This is a genomic window from Microbispora oryzae, assembly GCF_017896165.1.
GTDB classification, from domain to species: Bacteria; Actinomycetota; Actinomycetes; order Streptosporangiales; family Streptosporangiaceae; genus Microbispora; species Microbispora oryzae.
This window is the reverse complement of sequence record NZ_JAFCNB010000023.1, coordinates 1-25,947: the sequence shown is the minus strand read 5'-3', so window position 1 is coordinate 25,947 and position 25,947 is coordinate 1. Positions and strand designations below refer to the sequence as shown.

The 25,947-nt window shown below is 69.3% G+C and carries 16 protein-coding genes, 4 tRNA genes and 1 pseudogene; 10 read left to right on the top strand and 11 right to left on the bottom strand.

Features of this window, described 5'->3' with window-relative positions; all coding sequences use genetic code 11:
* Positions 1 to 350 precede the first annotated feature (350 nt).
* Positions 351 to 4,439: a golvesin C-terminal-like domain-containing protein gene (locus JOL79_RS28755; protein ID WP_210159043.1), complete on the top strand. Its 4,089-nt coding sequence runs from the start codon at positions 351 to 353 to the stop codon at positions 4,437 to 4,439.
* A 169-nt stretch (positions 4,440 to 4,608) separates the two neighbouring features.
* On the opposite strand, the gene JOL79_RS28750 is transcribed toward JOL79_RS28755, so the two are convergent.
* Together JOL79_RS28750 and JOL79_RS28745 are read right to left on the bottom strand one after the other, a co-directional pair.
* A complete protein-coding gene (locus JOL79_RS28750) occupies positions 4,609 to 5,019 on the bottom strand; it encodes a hypothetical protein (protein WP_210159042.1) in 411 nt (136 codons plus the stop codon).
* Positions 5,020 to 5,194: 175 nt separating this feature from the next.
* Positions 5,195 to 7,993, bottom strand: coding sequence for an AfsR/SARP family transcriptional regulator (locus JOL79_RS28745; RefSeq protein WP_210159041.1), 2,799 nt, complete (start codon positions 7,991 to 7,993; stop codon positions 5,195 to 5,197).
* A gap of 547 nt (positions 7,994 to 8,540) precedes the next feature.
* Here JOL79_RS28745 and JOL79_RS28740 point away from each other — a divergent pair.
* A complete protein-coding gene (locus JOL79_RS28740) occupies positions 8,541 to 12,344 on the top strand; it encodes a tetratricopeptide repeat protein (RefSeq protein WP_210159040.1) in 3,804 nt (1,267 codons plus the stop codon).
* A gap of 112 nt (positions 12,345 to 12,456) precedes the next feature.
* Positions 12,457 to 13,219 (top strand): annotated as a pseudogene (locus JOL79_RS34625) (IS3 family transposase); the annotation flags it as partial.
* Between the two features lie 61 nt (positions 13,220 to 13,280).
* Here the strand turns inward: JOL79_RS34625 and JOL79_RS28725 are convergent.
* From JOL79_RS28725 to JOL79_RS28710, 4 genes are all read right to left on the bottom strand, one after another.
* Positions 13,281 to 13,808 (bottom strand): TSCPD domain-containing protein, encoded by a 528-nt coding sequence (locus JOL79_RS28725; protein WP_210159038.1) that lies wholly within the window; start codon positions 13,806 to 13,808, stop codon positions 13,281 to 13,283.
* A 101-nt stretch (positions 13,809 to 13,909) separates the two neighbouring features.
* Positions 13,910 to 15,202, bottom strand: a complete 1,293-nt coding sequence (locus JOL79_RS28720; protein ID WP_210159037.1) for an aminotransferase class I/II-fold pyridoxal phosphate-dependent enzyme — start codon at positions 15,200 to 15,202, stop codon at positions 13,910 to 13,912.
* A 234-nt stretch (positions 15,203 to 15,436) separates the two neighbouring features.
* A tRNA-Lys gene (locus JOL79_RS28715) sits at positions 15,437 to 15,508 on the bottom strand.
* Between the two features lie 96 nt (positions 15,509 to 15,604).
* Complete coding sequence (locus tag JOL79_RS28710; RefSeq protein WP_210159036.1) at positions 15,605 to 16,762, bottom strand: acyl-CoA dehydrogenase family protein; 1,158 nt, start codon at positions 16,760 to 16,762, stop codon at positions 15,605 to 15,607.
* 85 nt (positions 16,763 to 16,847) lie between these two features.
* Between JOL79_RS28710 and JOL79_RS28705 the strand changes: the two genes are divergently transcribed.
* Entirely contained in the window at positions 16,848 to 17,378 is a 531-nt protein-coding gene (locus tag JOL79_RS28705) for a PspC domain-containing protein (protein ID WP_210159035.1), read from the top strand.
* A gap of 1 nt (position 17,379) precedes the next feature.
* On the opposite strand, the gene JOL79_RS28700 is transcribed toward JOL79_RS28705, so the two are convergent.
* From JOL79_RS28700 to JOL79_RS28685, 4 genes are all read right to left on the bottom strand, one after another.
* Complete coding sequence (locus JOL79_RS28700) at positions 17,380 to 18,672, bottom strand: MFS transporter (RefSeq protein WP_210159034.1); 1,293 nt, start codon at positions 18,670 to 18,672, stop codon at positions 17,380 to 17,382.
* Between the two features lie 126 nt (positions 18,673 to 18,798).
* Positions 18,799 to 19,140: a metallopeptidase family protein gene (locus tag JOL79_RS28695; RefSeq protein WP_210159033.1), complete on the bottom strand. Its 342-nt coding sequence runs from the start codon at positions 19,138 to 19,140 to the stop codon at positions 18,799 to 18,801.
* Positions 19,141 to 19,219: 79 nt separating this feature from the next.
* Entirely contained in the window at positions 19,220 to 20,053 is an 834-nt protein-coding gene (locus JOL79_RS28690; RefSeq protein ID WP_210159032.1) for an ABC transporter permease, read from the bottom strand.
* Positions 20,050 to 20,982 (bottom strand): ATP-binding cassette domain-containing protein, encoded by a 933-nt coding sequence (locus tag JOL79_RS28685; RefSeq protein WP_230985670.1) that lies wholly within the window; start codon positions 20,980 to 20,982, stop codon positions 20,050 to 20,052. The genes JOL79_RS28690 and JOL79_RS28685 overlap by 4 nt, the downstream gene beginning before the upstream one ends.
* Positions 20,983 to 21,050: 68 nt before the next feature.
* Here JOL79_RS28685 and JOL79_RS28680 point away from each other — a divergent pair, with 68 nt between their 5' ends.
* The 5 genes from JOL79_RS28680 to JOL79_RS28660 all read left to right on the top strand — a co-directional run bounded on the left by JOL79_RS28680 (position 21,051) and on the right by JOL79_RS28660 (position 23,712).
* Complete coding sequence (locus JOL79_RS28680) at positions 21,051 to 21,785, top strand: TetR/AcrR family transcriptional regulator C-terminal domain-containing protein (protein WP_210159031.1); 735 nt, start codon at positions 21,051 to 21,053, stop codon at positions 21,783 to 21,785.
* Positions 21,742 to 23,361, top strand: coding sequence for a metallophosphoesterase family protein (locus tag JOL79_RS28675; RefSeq protein WP_210159030.1), 1,620 nt, complete (start codon positions 21,742 to 21,744; stop codon positions 23,359 to 23,361). Before JOL79_RS28680 ends, JOL79_RS28675 begins: the two co-directional genes overlap by 44 nt.
* Positions 23,362 to 23,434: transfer RNA gene (locus JOL79_RS28670), tRNA-Glu, on the top strand.
* Positions 23,435 to 23,540: 106 nt separating this feature from the next.
* Positions 23,541 to 23,615 (top strand) — tRNA-Asp (locus tag JOL79_RS28665).
* A 20-nt stretch (positions 23,616 to 23,635) separates the two neighbouring features.
* A tRNA-Phe gene (locus JOL79_RS28660) sits at positions 23,636 to 23,712 on the top strand.
* Between the two features lie 90 nt (positions 23,713 to 23,802).
* Here the strand turns inward: JOL79_RS28660 and JOL79_RS28655 are convergent.
* The gene (locus tag JOL79_RS28655) at positions 23,803 to 24,219 is read right to left on the bottom strand and encodes a helix-turn-helix domain-containing protein (RefSeq protein WP_210159029.1); all 417 of its coding nucleotides are present in this window, start codon (positions 24,217 to 24,219) and stop codon (positions 23,803 to 23,805) included.
* A 378-nt stretch (positions 24,220 to 24,597) separates the two neighbouring features.
* Between JOL79_RS28655 and JOL79_RS28650 the strand changes: the two genes are divergently transcribed.
* Positions 24,598 to 25,752: a YopA family protein gene (locus tag JOL79_RS28650; protein ID WP_210159028.1), complete on the top strand. Its 1,155-nt coding sequence runs from the start codon at positions 24,598 to 24,600 to the stop codon at positions 25,750 to 25,752.
* The last annotated feature ends 195 nt before the right edge of the window (positions 25,753 to 25,947 follow it).

Sequence of the window (25,947 nt, the reverse complement as noted above, 5' to 3'; positions counted from 1 at the left end):
GCCGGAGTCGGCTGACAGGGTGGTCCCGCTTCCTCCGCCGTTGATCCCGCTCCTGAAGCTGCACCGTGAAGCCCAGGAGGCCGGGCGCGCGGCGGCGGGGGAGAGGTGGTAGGACCGGGATCTCGTCTGGGCACGCTTGACGGGACCTTGACGCCCCTGGCCCCGAGGGCCGCACGCCCCGGCCGCGCGGGCCTGGTGAGGCGCGCGCACGGCCGCGCATGGCAAGCCCGTGTCAAGCCGGTCTCGCGATGCTGTCGGAGACCTTATAGGTCGGCGTCGCCCGGCGTGCCGGTTTCGGCCTTCGGTTCTCCCCTCCCCTGTCTCCCCGTCATACCGACCCCTGGAGCGTTATGAGACACCACCGGCGACGGCTGCCGCTTCTCGGCGCCACGATCGCCGCCTGTCTGTCCTTACTGACCACCCCCGCGAACATCGCACTGGCCGCCCCCGCGCCCACCGCCCCGGCCGCCTCCGCCGCCCCGGGGTCCGCCCAGCCGCCCGCGGACCGGCCGGAACACCTCGACCGATCGTCCGTCCAGCCGGCCCAGCGTGACCGCGTGCTCGGCGCGAACTGGCAGAAGTCCACTGATGTCGCCGTCACCACGGCCGGCGACGCGACCGGGTTCCACGTGCTCACGGCGGCGGCCGGAACGGGCTACCAGTGGCGGACCGTCGCCACGCTCAGCGAGCCCGGCATGGACACCGACCAGTGGATCGGCAACGCCTGCCTGACCGGATCCGGCAAGAAGATCGTGGCCGTCTACGCGCCGCGCCACTTCACCAACCGGTCCTGGCTGTTCAGCCGGGGCGCGTTCGCCGCGATCATCGACGCCGAGACCGGCGCGGTCACCAAGCTCAAGGACCAGGTGACTCTCGCCTACTTCAACCCGGGCTGCGGCGCCGGTGACACGGTCGCGCTCACGCAGGGCGTCAGCGAGCAGCGCGACACCACGCGCCTGCTCATGGTGGACACCGCCACCGCGCGCGTGACGCGGGCCGTCGTGGCCTCCGGCCAGGTCACCTCGGCCGTCCCCGTGGGAGACACGCTGGTGGCGGCGCACGGGCCGCGGCTCGTGGAGGTGCGGACCGGCGGCGAGCTGAAGCAGCTCGCGGACACGGGCTCGGTGCCCTTCGACCTCCGCGCGACCGCCGACGGCGGCGTGGCCTTCGCGGCGCGCGACGGCGCGACCGTGACGATCCGGCAGTACCTGCGCGGACAGACCCGGGAGCTGGCGTCGGGCCCCCTGGGCGAGCTGGCGGTGCACGCCGGCACGAACGGCCGCGTCTTCCTCGTGGGCAAGACCGAGCGGCGCGGTGCCCTGCCCCAGGCCGTGTCGGTGCTGGACGCGCCGGCGACGGCCGACGTGTCCTCGGAGGGCGGTCTGGCGATCACGGCGGCGGCGCGGCGAGGACTGCGCGCCGGACCCGGCGCCCCACCCGCCGGGCGGCCGGACCCCGCGGCCTCCCAGGGCGACGACAAGCGCGGCGTCAGCCCTGACATGCCGGACGGGGAGCCCGTCGACATCACCGCGCGGGTCGTCGCGACGAAGGCGGACGTCGGCTTCGAGGTGCAGCCCGGCGCGGACCTCGCCCCCGACGCCTCCTCGGGACGCGTGGCCAACCCCCGGCTGGCGCTGACCTCCAAGACGGCGGGCGCCGCCGTGACCGCGGCCGTCACCGGGACCGTCGACCAGGGCTACACCTGCGCCGTCCCGCGCAACGACCCGGCGATCCAGGTGTACCAGCCGCACTGGCGCCAGGTGGAGTGGGCGGTGGACCAGCTCGTCTTCAAGAACCGGCTGCAGGTGACGCGCCCGAACAACTGGAAGGGCTCGGGGCTGCCCGGGTGGAACCCGCAGACCGAGTTCCCCGCCCCGGACCTGCAGGGAGGCGGCCGCATCCCTGTGTCGATCATGTTCGGCATCCTCGCGCAGGAGTCCAACCTCTGGCAGGCCCAGCGGAGTGTGCAGGAGGGCGAGACCGGCAACCCGCTCGTCGGCAACTACTACGGCGTGAACATCTACGACAGCGACCCCACCAACGACTGGGCGGTCGACTTCTCCAAGGCCGACTGCGGGTACGGCATCTCCCAGCAGACCGACAACATGAGGAAGGGCGCCCCCGGGTGGGACGCCAACAAGCAGAAGCGGGTGGCCCTCGACTACGTCACCAACATCGCCGCGGGGATGTCCACCCTGGCGAGCAAGTGGAACCAGATCTGGACCGACACCAACGGGATGGCGAAGATCAACGACGGTGACCCGTCGAAGATCGAGAACTGGTATCTCGCCGTCTGGGCGTACAACTCGGGCTGGCACGTCAAGGCCGACGCGTGGGGACGGGACGCCGACAACCAGCCGAACAACGGCGCGTGGGGTGTGGGCTGGCTGAACAACCCCGCCAACCCCGCGTACCGGCAGGACCGGCACCCGTTCCTGGACGGCAACAGCTACGCCGACGCCGCGCACCCGCAGGACTGGCCCTACCAGGAGAAGGTGCTGGGCTGGGCGGCGTGGCCGATCGCCAAGACCTACCTGGACCCCGCCACGAACAAGCTCGTCACGGAGGGCGGGTACAACTACGCCTGGTGGACCGCCGCCAGCGACCGCACCAATGTCGTGCCCACCGTCCTCAACACGTCGTTCGTGGACGTCAACGCCTTCTGCGTGCCGACTTCCGCGGGACCCGACAACAACGAATGCCAGCCGCCCTCGAACAACAGGCCAGGCACGTGCCAGCGGGCGGACTCCAAGTGCTGGTGGCACCTGCCCAAGACGTGGAAGACCTGCCCGTCGGCGTGCGGCAACGAGGCGTCACTACGGTACGACTCGACCTGGGCCGGAACGGAACGCGTCGAGCCCACCGACCAGTGGACGCCGTGCCTGACGCCGGGGCTCCCACCGGTCACCGGGGACACGACGAAGGTCCTGATCGTCGACGACGTCACCGTCCCGGCGATCCGCGGCGGCTGCGACAACTCCGGGTGGACCAACCACGGCACGCTGACCTTCGAGTTCGCCCAGGACTCCGCCGGCAGAGTGCCCGCCAGGGCCGACTTCCAGCAGCTCGGCAACGGGTTCGGCGGCCATGAGTGGTTCGGGTACACGCGGACGTGGTCCAGGAACGGCGGCGTGATGCAGGTGACCGGCACCTGGGAGCCGGACCAGGCCATCAACGGGTGGGCCCGTGTCCTCGTCCACATCCCGAAACGGCGCGCGGAGACGCAGCAGGCTCCGTACACCGTCGACCTGGGCAACGGCGTCACGGAGACCCGCTACCTCAACCAGAGCCGGGAGCAGAACCAGTGGTACAACCTGGGCGTCTTCCAGTTCGCCGGGACCCCGAAGGTGTCCCTCACCAACCTGAACCTGGAAGGCGACGGCACGGCTGCCATCTCCTGGGACGCGATCGCCTTCCAGGTGCTCGCGAAACGGCCCAAGCACTTCGTCGTCGCCATGGGTGACTCCATCACCTCAGGCGAAGGAGTCGGCAACTACTACCCCGAGACCGACTTCGAGTATCAGACCCCCCGGTGGAACGCCTGCCGGCGCAGCAAGGACGCCTGGATCAGGCAGACGGTCCTCCCGGGTGAGACCCAGACCATCGGCCAGCTCGCCGACTCCTTCGACCCGAAGCTCGACTTCGCGTTCGTGGCGTGCTCCGGGGCCTGGACACGCGACATGACCGTGGGGCAGTACGACTGGATGGATCAGCCGATCGGATCCTGGTCGGACTACCGGGGGAACGCGGACGGTCGGTTCCGGGAGGCGGCCCAGCTCAACAGCGGCTTCCTGAACAAGAACACGACGCTGGTCGCCCTGTCGGTCGGCGCCAACGACGCGAGGTGGTCCGACGTCATCGCGGAGTGCTACGCCCTCAACTGCAACGACGACGACGGTCACTTCGAGGCCGACATCCCCGCCGTGCTCAACTACCGGACGGTGTCCGGAGACCCGGCGAATGTCGCGGACATCCTCCAGCGGATCGAGACGAAGACGGAGAACAGCAGCCCGGCACGCGGGAAGAAGGCCAAGATCGTGCTCATGGGCTACCCAGACGTGTTCGGCAGCGCGCCGGACTGCGCGCACTTCGACACCTACGAGCGGGCGACCCTGCACGGGGTCGCCGAATACCTGGTCAACGAGACGAAGGACACCATCCGGGTCCTGAGGGACGCCGGGCTCGAGGTGTCCTTCGCCGACTCCATGCCGGCGTTCACCGGGCACGGAGTGTGCGACAGCGACAGGTGGATCAACCCCGTCATGTTCACCAAGACCGGCCCCGGCGACTTCGGTGACCTCTGGGACGGCTGCATCACCGACGGGGTGCGCTGCGCGAGCCGCAGCTCCATGCACCCCACCAAGAGAGGGGCGACGGAGTTCGCGACGGTGCTCGGCAACCACCTTCGCAGCTCCGGGGTGAACTACACAGGCTGGTAGACACAGGAGAAACGGTGAAGGCGGGGCACCTCGTCCGGAGGTGCCCCGCCTTCACCATGCCCCCGTCACGAGGGGCGGCGCGGTCGCCGCCGCCTCGTGATCGGCATTGACCGGCGCCCGGGCCGCGGAGAGTGAAACCGGGCGCCAGCCGTCCTACCGGGTCGCACGACTACTTGTAGACCCACTGTCCGGCGACGTACGCACCGTTGACGTAGAGGTACGCGGTGGCCGCGTAGACCTGGGCCCAGTTCGCGGACGCCCCGAGCGTGGTGACGTGCCGGGTCGAGCCGACCGAGCCACCGTTGCTGGCCGTCTTGCAGACCAGCTGAGCGGAGCTGCCGTTGTTCAAGGTCTGCCAGCCGCACACCTCCAACGAGATCGAGGCGCTGGAGTCGCGGTAGATGTACGCGTCCACGGTCCACGAGTAGCTGTTGAAGGTGACCGTGCCCCAGGCGGCGCCGTCGTAGGCCGACACGCTGAAACTGCGGGTGGCGGCGGCGTGCGCGGGCGAGGCGGGGAGGACGCTGAGGCCCAGGACGGCCGTGGTCGCCGCTGCGGCGAGCTTCCGGGTGGTCTTCATGCTGTCTCCGTTTCTTTCGTTTCCCCGGAGAGCATCGCGGGGGCGGCTTGACGTGGGCTTGCCACCAGCGGCGGCATGCGGGCGGGACGGGCGGTCGCCGCGACCCGGGGCGTCAAGGGCATGTCAAGCGGCGGGCCCCGGGGTGCTCCCGGGGCCGGTCGCCCGAACCGCGGCGTCACACGCCCGGGCCGGCGAGCCTCTCCTGGAGCAGTGCCCGGTCCGGGTGGTCCAGCTCGCTGAGGATGTCGAGGGCCTGACGCCAGATCAGACGGGCGCCCCGGTCGTCGCCGGCCGCGCGCAGCACGTCGCCGAGCTTCGATAGTGTGTCCGCCTCGAAGTAGCGTTCGCCGGCCTTCCTGAACAGGCCCACCGCGCGTTCGTAGCACGAGGCCGCCTCGGCGTGGTCGGCCAGCTTCTGATACCCCAGCCCGAGCCCGTCGAGAGCGGCGGCCTGCCCGTGCAGGTCGCCGGCACGCTCGAACAGCGTCAGCGCCTCCCTGCAGTAGAGGATGGCGTGCTCGGGATGGTCGAGCAGGGCATGGCTCTGACCGACCGAATTGAGCGCCCGGGCCTCCTCCACCGTGTCGTCGATCAGCCTGACCAGGTGCAGCGCCTGTTCGGCATTCTCCAGCGCCTCCTGGTAACGGTCCTGGACCCCGTAGAGCCAGCCGAGGTTGTTGTAGCAGCCCGCCTGGCCGCGCACGTCCTGGAGCTCGGTGAACAGCGCGAGCGCGGCGCGCAGGTCCGCCTCCGCCGCCTCGAACATCTGCATCTGCGTGTACGCGGAGGCGAGGTCGCGGTGGCACAGGGCCTGACCGGCGAGGTCGCCGGTCCGGCGGGCCGCGTCGAGCGCGACGGTCTCGGCCTTGGCCCACTCGTCCCAGAAGCCGCGCCGGTCGAGAAAGTCGACCATGGTCCAGGCGAGTCGCCAGGCGTGCGCCGGGAAGCCCTTCGCCACCGACCACGGGACCATCGCCTGCAACACCGGACGTTCCTCGGCGAACCAGGTCATGGCGTGGTCGTAGTCCGGGTGCTCCTGGGGGGCCGCCCCTGGGGCGGGGGGCGCGAGACCGAGTGGGTCCGGGCGCGGATTGATGACCATCGCGGCCACGTGCGCGGTGTGCAGGTAGTGGTCGAGCAGCCGCAGCGGCGCGGCACGGCCCTCGTCGGCGCTGTCCCGGTCGGCGAGCTCCCTGGCGTAGGCGCGCAGCAGGTCGTGCAGGGCGAACCGCCCGGGGAGATGCTCGGTGACCAGATGGGCGCGGGCCAGTTCCGTGAGCAGGTCGCCCGCCCGCCCGTGCGGAAGCCCGGCCAGGGCGGCGGCGGCCCGCGTGGAGACGTCCGGCCCCGGGTGCAGCGCCAGCAGGCGGAACAGGCGCGCGGCCGGCGCGCCGAGCGTGCGGTACGACCAGGAGAACACCCCCCGCACGTCCGTCGCCCGGTCCTCGCCGCCGAACGGGTCGAGCTCGGCGCCCGCGCCGCGCACCCGCGCCACCAGGTCCGCCAGCGGCAGGTCCGGCTCGGTGGCCGCGCGTGCCGCCAGGACGGCGAGGGCGAGGGGCAGGCGCGCGCACAGCGCGACCAGATCGTCGGCCGCCTCTCCCTCGGCCGCGAGCCGCGGCGCGCCGAGGCGGGCGGCCAGCATCTCCCGGGCCTCCCCGGGCGACAGCAGGCCGATCGTGAGCGGCTGCGCGCCCTCCGCCGCGACCAGCCCGGTGAGGGGATCGCGGCTGGTCACCAGGACCAGGCACCTCGCCCCGCCGGGCAGCAGGGGACGGACCTGCTCGGCGTCGCGCGCGTTGTCGAGCACCACGAGCACGCGCCGTCCGGCCAGAAGACTGCGGTACAGCCCGACCAGCGCGTCCGAGTCCTGGGGGATCCGCTCGGGCGGGGTGTTCAACGCGCCCAGGAAGCGGCGCAGCGCGTCGAACGGATCCACCGGCGCGGCGTCCGGATCGAAGCCGCGCAGGTTCACATAGAGCTGCCCGTCCGGGAACCGGTCCCGCACTCGGTGGGCCCAGTGGACGGCCAGCGTCGTCTTGCCCACCCCGGCGGTCCCCGACAGGCAGCAGACGGTCATCGACGCGGCCCCGGCGAGGACGGTGTCGAGCCGGGCGACCTCGGCCGTCCGCCCGACGAAGTGGGGGAGGTCCGGCGGGAGCTGCGCCGGCACCGGAGGGCGGGGCCGCACCACGGCCGTACGGGCCGGGTCCGGCGTCCGGGCATGCAGCGAGGCGTCTCCGGCGAGGATCATCTGGTGGAGCCGGCGCAGCTCCGCGGTGGGTTCCAGGCCCAGCTCGCGGCTGAAGTGGGCACGCGCCCTGCGGTACACAGCCAGCGCCTCGGGCGGACGGCCGTCACGGTAGAGCGCCACCATGTAGGCCCGGATCGGCCTCTCCCTGTCGGGGTGCCGCAGCACCAGGTCGGCGAGCTCGGGCAGCAGCTCCCGGTGCCGGCCGCAGTCGAGCTCGGCCTCCAGGCAGGATTCCAGCGCGGACAGCCGCAGCTCCTCGAGCCCGACGCCGACCCGATCACGCATCCGCTCGTTCGCCACGTCGGCGAGCAGCGGACCGCGCCAGTAGGACAGAGCCTCCCGGAGCAGCCGGGCCCGCTCCCCCGGGTCGGACGTGCGTTGCCCCCGTCCGACGCCCTCCCGGAACCGGTGGACGTCCACCGCGCCGGGGTCGGTCTCGGCCAGGTAGCCGTCGCCTCGGCGGAGCAGCCGGAACCCGCGTCCGCCGGTGCGGTCCGGGTCCAGTGTGCCGCGCAGTCGCGCGACGTGGCTCTGCAGTACGCCGCGCGCGTTGTCCGGCGGCTCGCCCTCCCACAGGAGGTCCAGTAACCGCCCGACGGGGATGACCCGCCCGGTGTCGAGCAGCAGCAACCCGAGCAGGCACCGCTCCGCCCGCCGCCCGAGTGCCACCTGTCCGTCGACGTCCCATACCTCGACGGGGCCGAGGAGCCGGAAATCCATGCTGACCTCCCCGCCCGCTGACGGCCGCTCCCGTGGGGCGGCGGCGGGTCATCGGCGTTCCGCGACGGTGGCGGCCCACAGTCTATTCGTGCCCGCCGACATATGATCAAGGCAGTGCCCGGCGCCGTGAGAACCCCTTGTCCCCGGGCGCCTTCACGCGGCCCGTACGGCCCGATGCGGACCACCATCCCGGGCGCGGAAGCGGAGCGCGCCGGTGGTCGCTCGCCGACCTGTTCACCGCACAGATCACTCACATTTCGGTGGGGTGCCAGAGACTCGAACCCTGAACCGACGGATAAAAAGCTCGGCCGATCATGGTTCCAGAGAGTTCACTACAGGTCAGCGGGCCTGCGGGGTCCGTCTTGAACCGTCCTGGACGGCCTCGTACTGCAACCCAAACTGCAACCAACGGCACTGGGTAGGAAACGTAGCCCTCCACCGCCCCTGGATCACGTTGTGGTGACGGAGGGCGACAGGCGTATGGGCGGCTTCCACTATGGAGGCCATGGGCGGTGCGAAACGGTCCTTGGCTGCCGGAGGCCTGGGAGTGGGACTGGCCAGCGCGGGGGCGGCGGTCGGGCAGGTGTTCGGCGATACGTCCTGGGCCTGGGTGGGGGGCATCGTCGGTGCGGTGTCGGGGGCGTTCGCCCCAACCGTCTACGACGCGGTCCGTGAGCGTGGCCGGGCCAGGGAGACGGCGCGGTCGGTGGCCGAGTTGACCAGTGGCGACACCGGGCCGGCGAGTCTGCTCGCGCCGCATCGTGAAGCGGTTGACTTCGTCGGCCGTGAGGTGGAGCTGGCCGCGTTGGAGGCCTGGTGCGCGGACCCATCGGCGGCGCGGGTGCGGTTGGTGACCGGGCCGGGCGGTGTCGGCAAGACACGGCTGATGCTTCGATTGATCTCACGCCTGGATACGCGCACGTGGGGCGTGATCCAAGTGGGAGCGCGCGCGGAGGCCACAGCACTGGAGCGGTGGCGGGAGGTCTCCCAGGCGAACGTGCTGGTGGTCGTGGACTATGCCGAGACGCGCCGGGGGCTGGAGGCGTTGCTGCGGTCGGTGGTGGCCGATGACGGCAAGCGGGTGCGGTTGCTGTTGCTGGCCCGTGATGTCGGCGAGTGGTGGGATCGGCTGGGCTCGGCAGAGCGCCCGGTTCGCGAGGCGCATGCCCGTGCCACCGTTGAGCTGATGGTCTTGTCGCCGCAGGTGAAAGCGGAGATGACCGACGCCGAGGTGGTGGACGCCGCGGTTGTGGACTTCGCCCGAGAGTTGGGGGTAACCGCGGCCCCGAAGGTTGTCTTTGGCGACACCGTCGGTCGGGCGCGCATCCTCGACCTGCATGCGGCGGCGCTGGTGGGCCTGTTGACTGCCCGAGAGTCGGGAGGGTTGCGTACCGTACGCGTGGATCTTGGCATGGTCCTTGAGGATCTGCTGGGACATGAGGCGCGGTTCTGGCGGGGCAGCGCTGAAGCGATGGGGCTGTGTGACGGGCCAGCCGGTCTGACTGGAGAGATGCTGGCCCAGATCGTCGCCGCGGGGGCACTGCTCGGGGCGCGAACGGCCGCTGAGGCGGTGGCGATAGTCGGTCGGGTGCCGGGCGTGCCCCAGAGCAGGAAGATCGCCGAGTGGTTGCGCGGGTTGTATCCCCCTGATGGTGGAGAGGGCTGGTTGGGCAGCCTGCGCCCGGATCGGCTGGCGGAGTTGCATGTGACCCACCAGCTTGCCGCCTCCGATGACTTGGCGCGGGCGTGCCTGACCAAGCTGGACGACATCCAGACTCAGCAGGCGTTGATCGTGCTGGGTCGGGCTTCGACCGACTACGAGGCCGCTGAGTCCCTGTTGGAACGTATCTTGCCTCTGGTCAGTCGCGTGGCTGCCGAGCTGCAAGCGCCCCGGGAGACGCTGATCGCGATCTCAAACGCCATGCCCTATCCGTCGCTGGCCCTCGCCGAGGCGGACGCCATCATCGCCGGCAAGGTTCTCGACACCTTTCCCCCGGCTGATCGTAGTGCCGAGCGTGGTCAATGGCTCATGATCAAGGGCGCCCTGCTCAGCCAGCTCGGCCGCCTGGCTGAGGCCCTGCCTCCCACCCAGGAGGCGGTGACCATCTTGCGGGAGCTGGCCGAGGCCTATCCCGACCGGTACCGTCCCGATCTCGCCGCTTCGGTGTCCAACCTGGGCGTGCGGTTCTCGGCGCTGGGCCGTCCCGACGATGCCCTGCCCCCGGCGCAGGAGGCGGTGACCATTCGCCGGGAGCTGGCCGAGGCCTATCCCGACCGGTACCGTCCCGATCTCGCCACCTCGCTGTCCAATCTCGGCGTGCGGTTCTCTGAGCTGGGCCGCCCCGACGATGCCCTGCCGGTCGAGCAGGAGGCGGTGACCATTCGCCGGGAGCTGGCCGAGGCCTATCCTGACCGGTACCGTCCCGATCTCGCCGGCTCGCTGTCCAATCTCGGCTCCATCTTCTCGGAGCTGGGCCGCCTGGCTGAGGCCCTGCCTCCCACCCAGGAGGCGGTTAGCACTTATCGGGAGCTGGCCGAGGCCTATCCCGACCGGTACCGTCCCGATCTCGCCGCTTCGGTGTCCAACCTGGGCGTGCGGTTCTCGGCGCTGGGCCGCCTGGCTGAGGCCCTGCCTCCCACCCAGGAGGCGGTTGGCACTTATCGGGAGCTGGCCGAGGCCTATCCTGACCGGTACCGTCCCGATCTCGCCCGCTCGCTGTCCAATCTCGGCTCCACCTTCTTGGAGCTGGGCCGCCTGGCTGAGGCCCTGCCTCCCACCCAGGAGGCGGTTGGCACTTATCGGGAGCTGGCCGAGGCCTATCCTGACCGGTACCGTCCCGATCTCGCCCGCTCGCTGTCCAATCTCGGCTTCACCTTCTCGGCGCTGGGCCGCCTGGCTGAGGCCCTGCCGGTCGAGCAGGAGGCGGTGAGCATTTATCGGGAGCTGGCCGAGGCCTATCCTGACCGGTACCGTCCCGATCTCGCCCGCTCGCTGTCCAATCTCGGCTCCACCTTCTTGGAGCTGGGCGGCCCCGTTGAGGGCCTGCCCCCGGCGCAGGAGGCGGTGAGCATTCGCCGGGAGCTGGCCGAGGCCTATCCTGACCGGTACCGTCCCGATCTCGCCGACTCGCTGTCCAATCTCGGCTTCACCTTCTCGGCGCTGGGCCGCCTGGCTGAGGCCCTGCCGGTCGAGCAGGAGGCGGTGAGCATTTATCGGGAGCTGGCCGAGGCCTACCCGGACCGGTACCGTCCCGACCTCGCTACCTCGCTGAACAATCTCGGCTCCACCTTTTCGGAGCTGGGCCGCCCCGTTGAGGGCCTGCCTCCCACGCAGGAGGCGGTGACCATACGCCGGGAGCTGGCCGAGGCCTATCCCGACCGGTACCGTCCCGACCTCGCCGCTTCGGTGTCCAACCTCGGTATCCGGTTCTCGGAGCTGGGCCGCCCTGTTGAGGCCCTGCCGGTCGAGCAGGAGGCGGTGAGCATTCGCCGGGAGCTGGCCGAGGCCTATCCCGACCGGTACCGTCCCGACCTCGCCCGCTCGCTGTCCAATCTCGGCATCCGGTTCTCTGAGCTGGGCCGTCCCGACGATGCCCTGCCCCCGGCGCAGGAGGCGGTGACCATACGCCGGGAGCTGGCCGAGGCCTATCCCGACCGGTACCGTCCCGACCTCGCCCGCTCGCTGTCCAACCTGGGCGTGCGGTTCTCTGAGCTGGGGCGGCCCGACGATGCCCTGCCGGTCGAGCAGGAGGCGGTGAGCATTTATCGGGAGCTGGCCGAGGCCTACCCGGACCGGTACCGTCCCGACCTCGCCGCCTCGCTGTCCAACCTCGGCATCCGGTTCTCGGAGCTGGGCCGCCCTGTTGAGGCCCTGCCGGTCGAGCAGGAGGCGGTGACCATTCGCCGGGAGCTGGCCGAGGCCTATCCCGACCGGTACCGTCCCGACCTCGCCGCCTCGCTGTCCAACCTGGGCGTGCGGTTCTCGGAACTGGGCCGCCTGGCTGAGGCCCTGCCCCCGGCGCAGGATGCGGTGACCATCTATCGGGAGCTGGCCGAGGCCTACCCGGACCGGTACCGTCCCGACCTCGCCCGCTCGCTGTCCAATCTCGGCGCCACCTTCTTGGAGCTGGACCGCCCCGCTGAGGCCCTGCCCCCGGCGCAGGATGCGGTGACCATCTATCGGGAGCTGGCCGAGGCCTACCCGGACCGGTACCGTCCCGACCTCGCCGCCTCGCTGTCCAATCTCGGCGCCACCTTCTCGGCGCTGGATCGCCCCGCAGAGGCGGAAGCAGCATCCAATGAAGCGCAAGCGCTCCTTCGCGGTCATCAGAAGAGTGTCAATGAATCGTGAAGCGGTCGCCCGATCAGCACCGCAACCACCTACGCCCCGGCTCGTACGCGGGTGATCATCCCGGAACCGGAGGCCCCCGCCGGAGGCGCGAAAGTACCTTGAGCTGGGGTGGCGGCGCGGCCTTGGTGCGGCGGGGTGTTGGATACGGCGGGTGATGCGCGCGGTGGGCGCATGGGTGAGCTGGGCATCACCGGCCTGGTCCGCGGCAAGGCCCGCCGCACCACGATCACCGCCGACCAGGCCGAGCGACCGGCCGACCTGGTCGCGCGCGCGTTCCACGCGCCGGCGCCGAACCGGCTGTGGGTTGCCGACCTGACCTATGTCCGTACCTGGTCGGGATGGGTATACGCGGCTTTCGTCATCGACGTGTACTCCCGGATGGTCGTCGGGTGGCAGGTCGCCACGCACCTGCGCACCGACCTGGCGTTGGACGCACTGGAGATGGCCATCTGGCGGCGCGGCCACGACAGCGGTGCGGACCTGTCGCAACTGGTTCATCACTCCGACCGCGGCGTGCAATATCTGGCAATTCGCTACACCGAGCGCCTGGCCGACGCCGGCGCGGTCGCCTCCGTTGGCAGCCGCGGCGACTCCCTCTTATAACCGGCCAACACCAGAAAACAAGATCATTAGCCGGTTAATCCTACGACAACGCCCTGGCCGAATCCTTCAACGGGCTGTTCAAAGCGGAGCTGATCCGCCGCTATGGCCCCTGGAAAGGCATGGACGACGTCGAACTGGCCACCCTGGAGTACCTCGACTGGTACAACCACCGCCGGCTGCACACCGCTTGCGGCGACATCCCGCCCGCAGAGTACGAAGCCATCTACTACCGTCACCAACAGGCCGCACTCACCGCGGCACAAACCAAGTAGCCGAGTCTCCACGGAACCCGGCGCGATTCAGCCGTAGGGGCTGGAGCTTCTTGGGCGCGGGTTACTGCCCGGGTGGGGCGCCGATCGTCGTGGCCAGCATCCAGCGGTCGCCGTCCAGCGGGTCGGCGGGCGCCGTTCCGGACGTCAGCGCGAAGCTTTCGGCGTCCAGGTGCTCCTGGGCGACGCCGAGGCGCTCCTGCAAGGTCAGCACGCCGAGTTGGGTCCGCTCGGCGTACGGCAGCCAGTCCAGGGCCAGGCGGCGCACCACCCAGTCGATCGGGGAGCGCACCACCGGGAGGTCCGGGTCGTCGGTGGCGCCGCTGGGCGCGAAGTACATGCTGCGGTGCTCGGCGACCAGCTCGGTGAGGGGCACATGGTGCCGCACGGCGATCGTCACGGCGAGGGCGTACATGTCCATGAGGCCGGAGGTGGCGGTGCCGTGTTTGCCCCAGTGGATGGCGACGTCGGCCAGCAGTCCGTCATCGTCGGCGGTCGCGATGAGGGTGATGTCCTCGCCGCTGATGGTGACCTGCGTGGTGCGGCCCTGCCGCCGCCTTGGCACCCGCCGGCGTGTGGCTGCCTCGCCCATGCATCCCTCCTAGTCTTGTGTTATGCCCGATCGCTGGCCCCACATGTGGGGGCAACGAGCTTAGTGAGACGAGTGTGGCCTGTCCCGGCGATCACTGAAGATCAATAGGTGCAGCTGGCGAGGATCGCGTCGACATCGGCGACTTGGCGTGCTCTGCGTTTCGCCAGCTCCACTTGTTCCGGACCGTCGGGGCCGATGAGCTTCACCACGGTGGCCTTCAACGCGGCGGTGAATCGCGCCAGGTCGTCCGGGCTGACCGCGAGCGTTCCGCGTAGGACGTAGCCGTTGGCGTAGTCGCGGTAGCCGAACAGCTCGCCGGGCAGCAGCGCCACCCTGGCCGCGTGCAGCAGAACCGAGAAGGCGTCCATGCTGCTGGTGGCACCCGGCATCAGCTTCGGGTTGATCCGCAGCGGCAGGTACCACCCGCCCTGGGGGCGTCCGATGGTGAGGGCGGGGAACCCAGCGACGGCGTTGATCTCGTCGAGGCGGCTGGACAGATCGTCCAGCCGGCGCCGGTAGCGGCGGTTCCAATCAGCCACCCAGCTGGGTGGGGTCAGGCACAGCGCCGCGGCCGCGGTCAGCTCGGTCACCTGAGGGACCCTGCCCTGCGCGAGGACGGTGCGGTAGTGCGCGAGCGCCTGGAGCAGCCGCGGGTTGGTCGTGGTGGCGAAGCTGATGCGGGAGGTGGGCAGGGCGAACGTCTTGGAGGCGGTGACGACCGACAGGGTCCAGTCGCTCATCGCGCCCAGGCGCGGGTTTTGAAGGTCCTCGCCGGTGATGGAGCCGATCGGGTGGCCCTGCACATCGTCGAGGTAGCTGTCTACGTAGACGTCGTCGGCCAGCACGTACACGGGGGTACGAGGGTGGCGAGCGTTGTACCTCAGCACAGTACGGGCGATCGCCCGGGCCCGTGGCGTGGTGAGGACCTCTCCGCTGAAGTTGTTGACCAGCGGCACGTAGATGCAGCGATGTGGATGTCCGGCGGTGGAGTACAGCCACGCCCGTACGGACGTGCCGGTCAGGTGCGGGACGACGTCGATGCTGCCGCCGAACAGGGCTGGGATCAGCCGCAGGCTCTGGTAGTACCCGGCCGGGGCGAGCATCACTCCGCCGGCGTGGTGGAGCTGATCGTGATCGCGGCGGGTCATCAGCGCGGCGAAGAACGCGGCGAAGGCGCCCTTCGCGCCGCCAGCGAAGATCATGACCTGCGAGGGTCTGGTGGGGATGCCGCAGGAGTGGAAGTGCGCGGCGGCGAACGCCTGCGCCTCGTCGTCGTAGCCGCTGGTGCCGCCGCGGTAGGCGCCGAGCTTGTGGGTGCGGGAGGTGACGTAGTTGAGCACGTCGCGTGGTGTCTCGTCGGCCCGGCCGATGTGCTCGGTGAGCAGGTCGAGCACAGACCTGGTTGGGACGCGAGGCTGGTAGCCGTGGTCGAAGTCGAGGGCGTGAGGGGCGGGGTGTTCGACCTTCCGGTCGGGCCGGCGCTGGGGTGATCGTGGGGGTGTGACGGGCGGGCGCGGGCTTTCCGCGCCCGCCCGTTCTGTTCTGGGGGCTGTGCCCTGTCAATCTCTCCTGTCACCGGCCGCTCGGAGCGATCTTCCAGGAGTATGTTTTCGCAGGTGGTTGGTCGGTGGGGCGCCAGGGACTCGAACCCTGAACCGACGGATTAAAAGTCCGCAGCTCTGCCATTGAGCTAGCGCCCCTGGGCAGGACGTGTCCCGTGAACCATGACAAGAGCTACGGAACACTCCTAGATGCAGGGTACAGAGAGTATCGCTCTTCGGCGACGTCAATGGGCCTTACCGGTAGGCCTGCAGTCCGGTGATCGCCTCACCGAGGACGAGAGTGTGGATCTCCTGGGTGCCCTCGTAGGTCAGCACCGACTCCAGGTTGTTCATGTGCCGGATCACCGGATACTCCAGGGTGACCCCGTTCGCGCCGAGCACCGATCGTGCCTGGCGGGCGATGTCGAGGGCGGCGCGTACGTTGGCCAGCTTGCCGAAGCTGACCTGCCGGGGCTTGAGAACGCCCGCGTCCTTGAGGCGGCCGAGGTGGAGGGCGGTGAGGCCCGCCTGGCCGAGGCCGACGGCCATCCACGCCAGCTTCTCCTGCGTGAGCTGGAAGGCCCCGATGGGCTTGCCGAACTGGATCCGCGTCGTGGCGTAGTCGGCCGCCGCCTCAAGGCAGGCGCGGGCGGCCCCGACCACTCCCCAGATGATGCCGAAGCGCGCCTCGTTGAGACAGGACAGCGGGCCCTTCAGGCCCGACACGCCGGGCAGTACGGCCGACGCGGGCAGCCGTACGTCGTCGAGGTAGAGCGAGGACGTCACCGATGCCCGGAGCGAAAGTTTGCGGTGGATCTCGGGGGCGGAGAAGCCGGGCGTGGACGTGGGGACGACGAAGCCCCGGACGCCCTGATCGGTCTGGGCCCAGACCACCGCGACGTCCGCGATCGAGCCGTTGGTGATCCACATCTTGGCGCCGTTCAGGATCCAGTCTCCGGAAGGGTCCTGCTTGGCGGTGGTCCGCATGCCCGCCGGGTCGGAGCCGTGATCGGGCTCGGTCAGCCCGAAGCAGCCGATGGCCTCGCCGGACGCGAGCCGCGGCAGCCATTCGCTCTTCTGCTCCTCCGACCCGTACTTCCAGATCGGGAACATCGCGAGCGACCCCTGCACGGAGACGAAGGACCGCAGCCCTGAGTCGCCGGCCTCGAGTTCCCGGCAGGCCACCCCGTAGGAGACCGCGTCGAGGCCGGCGCAGCCGTATCCCTCCAGGTGCATGCCGAGCACGCCGAGCGATCCGAGCCGCGGGACGATCTCGCGGGCGGGGAAGACGCCCCGTTCGAACCAGTCGCCCACATAGGGGAGGACATGGTCGGCGACGCAATCCCTTACGGCATCCCTGACCATGCGCTGCTCGGCCGAGAGCTGATCGTCGAGATCCAGGAGGTCGTCCATGCGGTCAGGGTATCCGGGCGCCCTCGGGGTAGGGCCAGGGGGAATCCCGATGTCCCCAACGCCGCCCACGGCGCAATGTGGAGGCATGAGCGAAATGAACTTCAACGGTTCGAGCAAGCAACTGCAGCGCACCAGAAACGGCAGGATCATCGCCGGTGTGTGCTCCGGAGTCGGCCAGTACATCGGCGTCGACCCCAACATCCTGCGCCTCGCGCTCGGTGTCGCGAGCTTCTTCGGCGGCCTCGGCATCGGCGTGTACGCCGTGGCGTGGTTGCTGCTGCCCGAGGAAGGGAGGGACGCCTCGATCGTGCAGGACCTGATCGACAAGAACAAGGACGGCCACGTCTGGCAGGACGTGAAGTCGAAGTGGGACCAGGCCCAGAGCAACTGGTCCCAGCAGAGCCAGAACCGGCCGTCCGGCGAGGCGCCGCAGTCGCCGTACCCGCCGCACGCCCCGGGGCAGTCCTACGAGCAGCACCCGTACGGCCGGCCCGGTGCCGCCACGACGCAGGCTCCCCAGGCTCCGAGCGCCCCCGCGACGCCGCCCGACGCCACCATCCCCGACGCTCCTCAGGGTCCCCCGGCGCCCCGCCCCGAGGACGGGCCGCAGGGCTGAGTCAGGTGACCGTGGCCCGGGCCGTAGCGATGATCTCCGTACGAGAATCGGTCCAGAGCGCGGCGAGCACGGCGGCGGCCGACAGCCCGGCGGCTCCGGCGAGTGCGGCCACCGGCTCTGGACCGAGCTGCTGCGCGGCGGCGCCGCCGATGAGGATGGCGATCCCCTGGGCGGCGAGAAGCCCGGACTGGACGAGCCCGAATGCCTGCCCCCGGCCCTCGGCCGGCACACACTGGACGAACGCCGCGTTCGCGGCGAGCTGGTACGCCCCGCCGATGCCGGACAGCACCCAGAGCGCCAGCACCCCCTCCAACGGCGGCCGTACGACACAGGCCACGAGCGGCGCGCACGTCAGCATCGAGAGCCACCCCATGGCCCGCAGCCGCCCCGAGGGGCTGACGAAGCGGCCGAACAGGAACGCCCCGACGACCGTCCCGCTCGGCATCGCCGCCATGAGCAGCCCGGTGATCACGGGTACGGACAGCGTGCCGTCGAACAGCCTCTCGGCGTAGGGCACAGCGATCCCCTCGGGCAGCACGTAGAAGCCGCACAGCCAGGCGAACATCACGAGCGTCCGCAGCCGCCGGTCACCGAAGACGAGCCGAGAGCCGGCCAGGGTCATCCGCCACATGGACGGCTTCCCCTGTGCGGAGCGCAGCGGCGCCGGACGCCTCCGCACGCGGGCGACGATGATCAGGGCTGACCCCAGGAAGGTGGCGCAGTCGAGCGCCAGCGCCCGGTAGGGCCCCAGCGTCGCGATGGCCGCCCCTCCCACGGCGAACCCGAGCATCTGGACGGCCTGGTTGGTCACGTTCTGGACGGCGGAGCCCACCACGTACCGGTCGCCGTCGAGGATCTCCGGCAGGAGCGCCGCCCGCGCGGCCGAGAACGGCGCGCTGAGCAGCACCACGCAGAAGACCAGGCAGCACAGGGCGGCGAACGGCATGCCGGGCACGGCCATGACGGCGAGCAGCAGGGCGCGCAGCACGTCGCAGCTGAGCATCACCCGGCGGCGGGGATACCGGTCGGCCAGCCCCGCGAGCAGCGGCCCCCCGATGATCGGCGGCAGGTAGGTCAGCGCGTAGACGGCGGCGGTGGCCAGGGGCGACCGGGTGCGGTCGTAGACGAGGACGGCCAGCGCCACCTGGGCGAGCTGGTCTCCGAGCAGGGACATCCCCTGCCCGAGCCACAGCGCGCGGAACTCCCTGATCGCGAGGACCTCCCGATAGGTGGCCCGCGCCTCGGGGGGACGACGATGTCTGCCTGCTAGCCTGCCGGGCTTGGTCGCCGCCAAATGTCGCTCCGCTGACGTCTCCGCTGGGGTGGGATCGCGCGGGCGTGCTTCGACACCGAGCCTGACACGCCGTGGTCAACATGTTACTTAAAGTATCCGGCGTGGCGATGCTTTGCGGACCGGTGATTACCAGCCGAGTTCGTGGAGCCTCTCGTCGTCGATGCCGAAATGGTGTGCGATCTCGTGAACCACGGTGACCCGGACCTCCTTGACCACTTCCTCCTCGCTCGCGCACATCTCCAGCGTGGGGTTGCGGTAGATCTCGATCCGGTCCGGCAGCACCCCGGCGTACCAGTCGCCGCGTTCGGTGAGCGGCACGCCGGTGTAGAGACCGAGGAGCCCCGGCTCGGGCGGGTCGTCGACCACGACGACCACGACGTTGTCCATGACCCGCGCGAGCTCGGGCGGGATCGTGTCGAGAGCGTCGGAGACGAGCTCCTCGAACCTCGCGCGTGGGATGCCGATCACCTTGTCATCGTGGCACCGCCGCGTCCCCCGGCGGAAGCGCCGCCCCGCCCGGATCCGCCCCTTCCGCGAGGGCCGTGGATCAACGGGAGGTCGTCGTCCGGTAGCGCCGTACGGCCAGCGGCACGAACACGACGAGGATCGCCAGGCACCAGCCGAGCGTCGCCACGACCGGGTGGCGCAGGGGCCATGAGGCCGCCGCGGATCCCGGATTGCCGAACAGCAGCCGCGCCGCGCTCACGACCGCGCTCATCGGGTTCCAGTCGGCCAGCGGGCGCAGCCAGCCCGGCAGCCCGTCGAGCGGTACGAACGCGTTGGCCAGGAACGTCATCGGGAAGACCCAGCTGAATGTGGCCGCGTCCGCCTGGGCGCCGTTCCGCACGAACAGCCCGATGTAGGTGCCGACCCAGAGCATGGCGTACCCGAACAGGGCGAGCAGCGCGAAGCCCGCCAGCGTCTCCAACGGAGTGCCGTGGGGACGCCAGCCCGCGATGAGCACCCCGCAGAGGGCCATCATGCAGAGCGAGAGCAAGCCCCGGGAGATCTCCGCGACACTCCGGCCCGCGAGCACCGCGGCGCGCGCGATCGGCTGCACCCGGAAGCGGTCGATGACGCCGCGCGCCATGTCCTCGGCGCCCGCGGTCGCGGACGCCACCACGCCCAGCGCCATCACCTGCATGAAGATCCCGGGCATCAGGTAGCTGCGGTAGTCGGCCCCGCCGGGCAGTTTGATCGCGCTGCCGAAGACGTACCCGAACAGCACCGTCATGATGATCGGGAAGATCAGCGCGCCCGCGAGCTCGCCCGGCTGGGCGCGCAGGCGCGCGTAGCTGCGGCCCGCGATGACGAGCGTGTCGTGCACGCCCCACCGCAGCCGGTCCAGGACGGTGACCGGTGGCTCCAGGAGCAGGGTCATGCCGCGTTCGCCTCCGTCAGCCGCAGGAACACCTCGTCGAGAGTGGGCCGGCGCAGGCCGAGGTCCTCGACGCCGACCCCGGCCGCGTCGAGGGCCGTGGCGACCTTGACGAGCGCCGCCACCCCCTCGTCGACCCGTACGGCGAGGCGGCGCTCGCCGTGGTCGATGTCGGGCTCGCCCGGCAGCACGCCGCGCACCACCTCCACGCCGCGGGCCAGGTCGCCGGCCTCCCGGAAGGCGACGTCGACCCGGTCGCCGCCCACCTTGGCCTTGAGCTGGGACGGCGAGCCGGCCGCGGCCACCCGTCCCGCGTCGATGACCACGATCTGCCGGGCGAGGTGGTCGGCCTCGTCCAGGTACTGCGTGGTGAGGAGCAACGTCGTTCCCTCCGCGACGAGTTCGCGCAGCATGTCCCACAGCGCGAGGCGGCTGCGCGGATCGAGGCCGGTGGTCGGCTCGTCCAGGAAGAGCACCGGCGGCGCCACGATCAGGCTGGCGGCCAGGTCGAGCCTCCGGCGCATTCCCCCCGAGTAGGTCCGTACGGGCCGTCCGCCCGCGTCCGTCAGGCCGAAGCGGTCGAGCAACTCACCGGCCCGCCGCCGTGCCGTACGGCGGGGCAGGTGGTAGAGCCGGCCGAACAGCTCCAGGTTCTGGTGGCCGGTGAGCACCTCGTCGAGGGCGGCGTGCTGCCCGGCGAGGCCGATGCGGTGACGCAGGCGGGCCGCGTCCGCCACGACGTCGCAGCCGGCGACCCGAGCGGTGCCGCCGTCGGGCCTCAGGAGGGTCGTGAGGACGCGTACGAGCGTCGTCTTGCCCGCCCCGTTGGGCCCGAGCAGGCCGCAGACCGATCCCTCGGGCACGTCGAGGTCGATGCCGTCCAGGGCCTCGACGGCGCCGTAGCGCTTCCGCAGCCCTTCCGTCCGTATCAAGAGGGCCTCCTTAACGTCGTTAAATTTAACGACGTTAAGCTTCCTCGGCCCTGGTTAAGCTGTCAAGCGTGGCTCTCGAACGGGACAGGATCGTCGGCACCGCCCTCCGGCTTCTCGACGAGGTGGGGCTGGACAAGCTGACCCTGCGCCGCCTGGCGGCCGAGCTCGGCGTGCAGGCGCCCGCCCTCTACTGGCACTTCCGCAGCAAGCAGGAGCTCCTCGACGAGATGACGGAGGTCATCAGCGTGGGGCAGTCGCCGCCGCTGCGACCCCTCGCCGAGGGTGAGTCATGGGAGAGCTGGCTGGGCGACTGGATCCGTGGCCGGCGTGAGGTCCTCAACTCCCACAGGGACGCCGCCCGTCTCATCGCCGGTACCCACCCGGGCCGGGCCACCCTGGAGGCCGTCGAGCTCATCCTGGAGTCGCTGCAGCGGGCCGGATTCACCGGAGTCGACGCGATGTGGGGCCTCGGCACGCTCGCGAGCTTTCTGGGCGGGTTCGTGCATGAGGAGCAGGCGGATCGGGAACGGGGGCTGAGTGATCAGTCGCAGTTCGACAAAGCCATGGAAGATCTCGCGCCGTACCCCCACCTGCGGGCGGTCATGGCGGAGACCGGCGGGCCCCAGAGCGACGCCTCGTTCGAGCATGGCCTGTCCCTGATCATCGCGGGTATGCGGGCGCGGCTGGCGTCCGGCCCTGCGGATCCCGCGGATTCTGCGGGTGCCATCGGTTCTGTCGGTTTTGTCGGTCGGGAAGGAGATGGAGATCTCTCGGTGGAAGGCGTACAGCCGACGTCTGGCTAGTGGGAGGGTCGCGCGGGCCCTCGCGGTCGTCCTGGTGGCGGTCGCGGGGGGCTGGCTCGGCCTGGCCCTCGGCGCCTCCGTGGAGACGGCGGTGGGCCCGGCCGACATCGGGATGTCACTCCAGCCGTCGTGGCGGGGCGAGACGGTCGTCGACGTACGGCCGCTGGGCACGCTCGACTTCAACAGCCACAACGGTCCGATCCGGCTCAGCCTCACAATCGAGGCCGTTCACCCCGACGCGGCGGAGCAGATCCTGCAGAACCCGCGCTGGACCGTCGACCTGCCCCGGCTGATCGAGGACAACGTGCTGGACGGGCTCCGCCGGCTGGTGATCCGTGCCGTGATCTTCGCGGTCGCCGCGGGTTTCCTCGCCGGCCTGGTGGTCTTCCGGAGGGTCTCCACGGCGAGCTGGACGGGGGCCGTCTCCCTGGTGCTGGCCGGGGTCATCGGCTGCGTGTCGGCGCTGACGTTCAATCCCCGTTCGGTGTACGAGCCCCGCTACACCGGTCTGCTGACCGGCGTGCCGTCCCTGGTGGGCAGCGCGGAGTCCATCGTGAACCGCTTCTCCGAATATCGCGGCCAGCTCACCAAGCTGCTGACCAACGTCTCGCAGCTCTACGAGGCCGGGTCGACCCTGCCGATCTTCGATCCCGACCCGGACATGATCAGGGTCCTGCACGTCTCCGACCTGCACATCAACCCGGTGGGCTGGAGTGTCATCCGGTCGCTCAAGGACCAGTTCAAGGTCGACATGATCATCGACACGGGAGACATCAGCGACCACGGCACCAAGGCCGAGAACGAGTTCGTCGAGGAGATCGGCGGCCTCGGCGTGCCGTACATCTACGTGCGTGGCAACCACGACTCCATGACCACCCAGCGGGCGGTCGCCAAGCAGAAGAACGCGATCGTGCTGGACGGCGGCGCCGCCACCGTGAAGGGCCTGCGCGTGTTCGGCATCGGGGACCCGCGATTCACCCCCGACAAGGCCGTACAGCTGCCGAACGACTCCGACCAGTCGCTCCTGAACCTCGGCCGGACCGAGGCCCAGCGCCTCGCCCCGCCCGAGTGGCCCCGATCGCCCGCCACGTCGTCTGCCGACTACATCGCCGCCGACATCGCGGCCGTACACGACCCGACGATCGGCCGCGGACTGTCCGGACGCGTCGCGCTCGTCCTGGCCGGGCACGTCCACGCGCGCTCCACCGAGCTCCTGCCGACCGGTACGCGGCTGATGATCCAGGGCTCCACGGGAGGCGCGGGCCTGCGCGGGCTGGAGCACGACGAGCCCACCCCGTTGACCGCGTCGGTGCTCTACTTCAGCAAGAGCACCCACCGGCTCCAGGCGTGGGACGACATCACCGTGGGCGGTCTGGGCGAGCAGTGGATCCAGTGTCAGCGGCATATCGAGCCGAACCCCGGCCGTACAATTTCCCCAGAGCCGGGGAGCGTTCCCTCGCCTGTGGAAACGATCACTGGCTCGCCGTCGCCAACCGCTTTGGCATCGGGGGCAAACGTCCCCTATGCTTCAGAGGTCTCCGACGGAAGGCGTCACGGAACAGGGCATCGTCCCTGAGCCCCCATCGTCTAGCGGCCTAGGACACCGCCCTTTCAAGGCGGCGGCACGGGTTCGAATCCCGTTGGGGGCACAACGGGGCGCTGAGCGCACCGGGGACACGAAGGTCGAAGACCTCCGAAGAACTGGTACGCTAGGCAAGCCGAACAACACGGGAGCGAAAATCTCCCGGACATAAAGGTCCTGTAGAGCAGTTTGGAGTGCTCGCCACCCTGTCAAGGTGGAGGTCGCGGGTTCAAGTCCCGTCAGGACCGCGCACGGCGGCAGCCGCCGAGGTCAGGTAGCTCAGTTGGTACGAGCGTCCGCCTGAAAAGCGGAAGGTCGGCAGTTCGACCCTGCCCCTGACCACCACCATTGAACAGCCCAAACGCCCCGAGCGATCACGGCCCGGGGCTTTTTGATCTCTAGTGACAGCAACGCTGACAGCAACGTCACACGTGATCAGGGGGCGAGGAGATCCTCTCCGGCCTCGTACCTGCGCTGCAGTTCCTGCGCTTGTTTTTCCACTACATGGCTATAGAAGGCGCTGACGACCGCTCTGACGGCTTGCTGGTCCATCTCCGGCAGTTGGTCGTAGAAGTGGGCAACCTTGTCAGCCATGTCGCTATGTCCGCGTGATGGCCTAACGCTGTACCACTGAAGGGCGATCATCTCGGACACCGTCTCCTCCGGTAGGTCAAACAGTTTGGCAATGTCGGGAATCACTTCCGGCTCTGGTGGCTGTGAGGGCTTCCCCGTAACCAGGCCATGCCACCAAGCAGACGACCGTGCTCCGCTCGAACGGAGGGCCATGTCCTTGTAGGTGAGACCGTCAGAACGAAGGCGGCGCACGTGGTCTGTGAACGGTTCCTCTGTCACGGCTATTACGTTAGAACAGATGGACAGAACGTTCAAGCCCGTGAACCTAAGGCTCCGCCTCGCAACAGTCGGACGGTGACCCGTGTCCCTCAGCCGGCCTCGGGGACGGCTCTGTAGCTTCGCGGAGTCGGCTCCATCAGGGGGATGCGAAAACGGGCCGTGTCTTCGATGAGGGCTACGCGCCCTACCGTTGAGGCCTACCGTGTCTGTATGGCCCCAGATGACTCGGCGGATGACATTGGAGCGGTTCGCGCTCCCGTTGACCCTATCTATCCGTTCAACGCACCGGGTGAACCGGTAACCCTATATGACGGTCCAATAGGCGGATTTGCCGATCCTGACCTACATGGAGTAGTAGAGCTCCGCTGCTCTCCAAACATGGATCTTGTCTGGCGGTTGGAAGGAGAGGAACCGGGTAGCCTTAGGGCCAATCTTCTGGATATAGATGATCTTGAGTTGATTTTGAGACAGGAAGGCGACCGCTCCTTCGTTGCGCACCGCCGGAACTTTCGAGAGGGTTGGCTCGACGGGCTTGAGATCGGCTCTACGGAAGCGCCAATCAAGCGCATTGTCGCTCACTGGCTGAACTTGCCGGCCCTGAGAAGTCCAATCCGAATTAATGGCGGCAGCCAATTGGAGTGGTTCACTGGTCGATGGACAGCCGCTCTTGGAGAGTGGCGCCTTACTATAGATAGACGTCCTGATCATGCGGATGTTTGGCGTGCACTGGGAGAAGCGCACTCGATTGCCGTCACTCATGTGATGGAGGTGCGGCGCGCGGACGAGCGGGACTTCACGGCCGCGGACGCGAAGCAAGTGCTGAAGGCATTACAATTCGCACTTTCTTTCGCCTTGGGTCGTTGGGTGGCTCCAGCTCTACCAGTGGGCCTGGACGGTGAAGATCGGCCGGTCTGGCGAGAATGGGCCCCGTACCACTGTTCCAACGGCCGGAGCGGCGCACTTGCTTGGTGGTGGCCGCAAGGGGTCGACATCAGGGACTACCTGAACGAGGCGATTGTCCGCTTCAGTGACCCCGATAGGAGATTCTCAACGCAGTTCCTTATGACTTCTGCGGTTCTCATGAATTTTGCGGGGTTCGTTGAGCAAAGAATTATGACTGCGTTTGCCGCCATCGAGCATTTATCCTGGATAACCTTGAGGGCGCAAGATGGAATGAGTAAAAAAGACTATGATAGGCTGAAGGCTGTCGGTCGCCTTCGAGAACTCCTTAATCGGGCGAACGTTGGATGTGATATAGACGCTGATGTTCTGCAAGGGTTGGCCAAATTTGCAGAAGATGCCAATCTGGATGGTCCTGCCGCGATAACACGAATACGCAATGAGATTGTTCATCCCAAACAGCCTCAGAAGAAGCTATATGAATCCAAAGGCCTCGTCCGCGATGCCTGGCTTCTCTGCTATCACTATCTGACGTTACTCCTGCTGCACCACATGGAGTACAGCGGTTCCTACCAGAAGGCAATTAAAAACGATCGATGGGCGGGAGACGTCGAGTCGGTGCCGTGGCTCTGACGTGCCCTGCTTAAAAGAGAAAAAGCGCCTCGGCCTACGAAGGTCAGAGGCGCTGTTGGTCCGATAGTTAGCCTCGATCTTTCGTGCCCATCCGGTGGCTGGCTGAGCGGTTCGGCTGGAGTGTGAAATCGCGGCCGTGGTCAGGGTGGTGGCCCGGCTGTCGCGCCGGGTGGGCGGGGTTCCACGGGCCCGCGG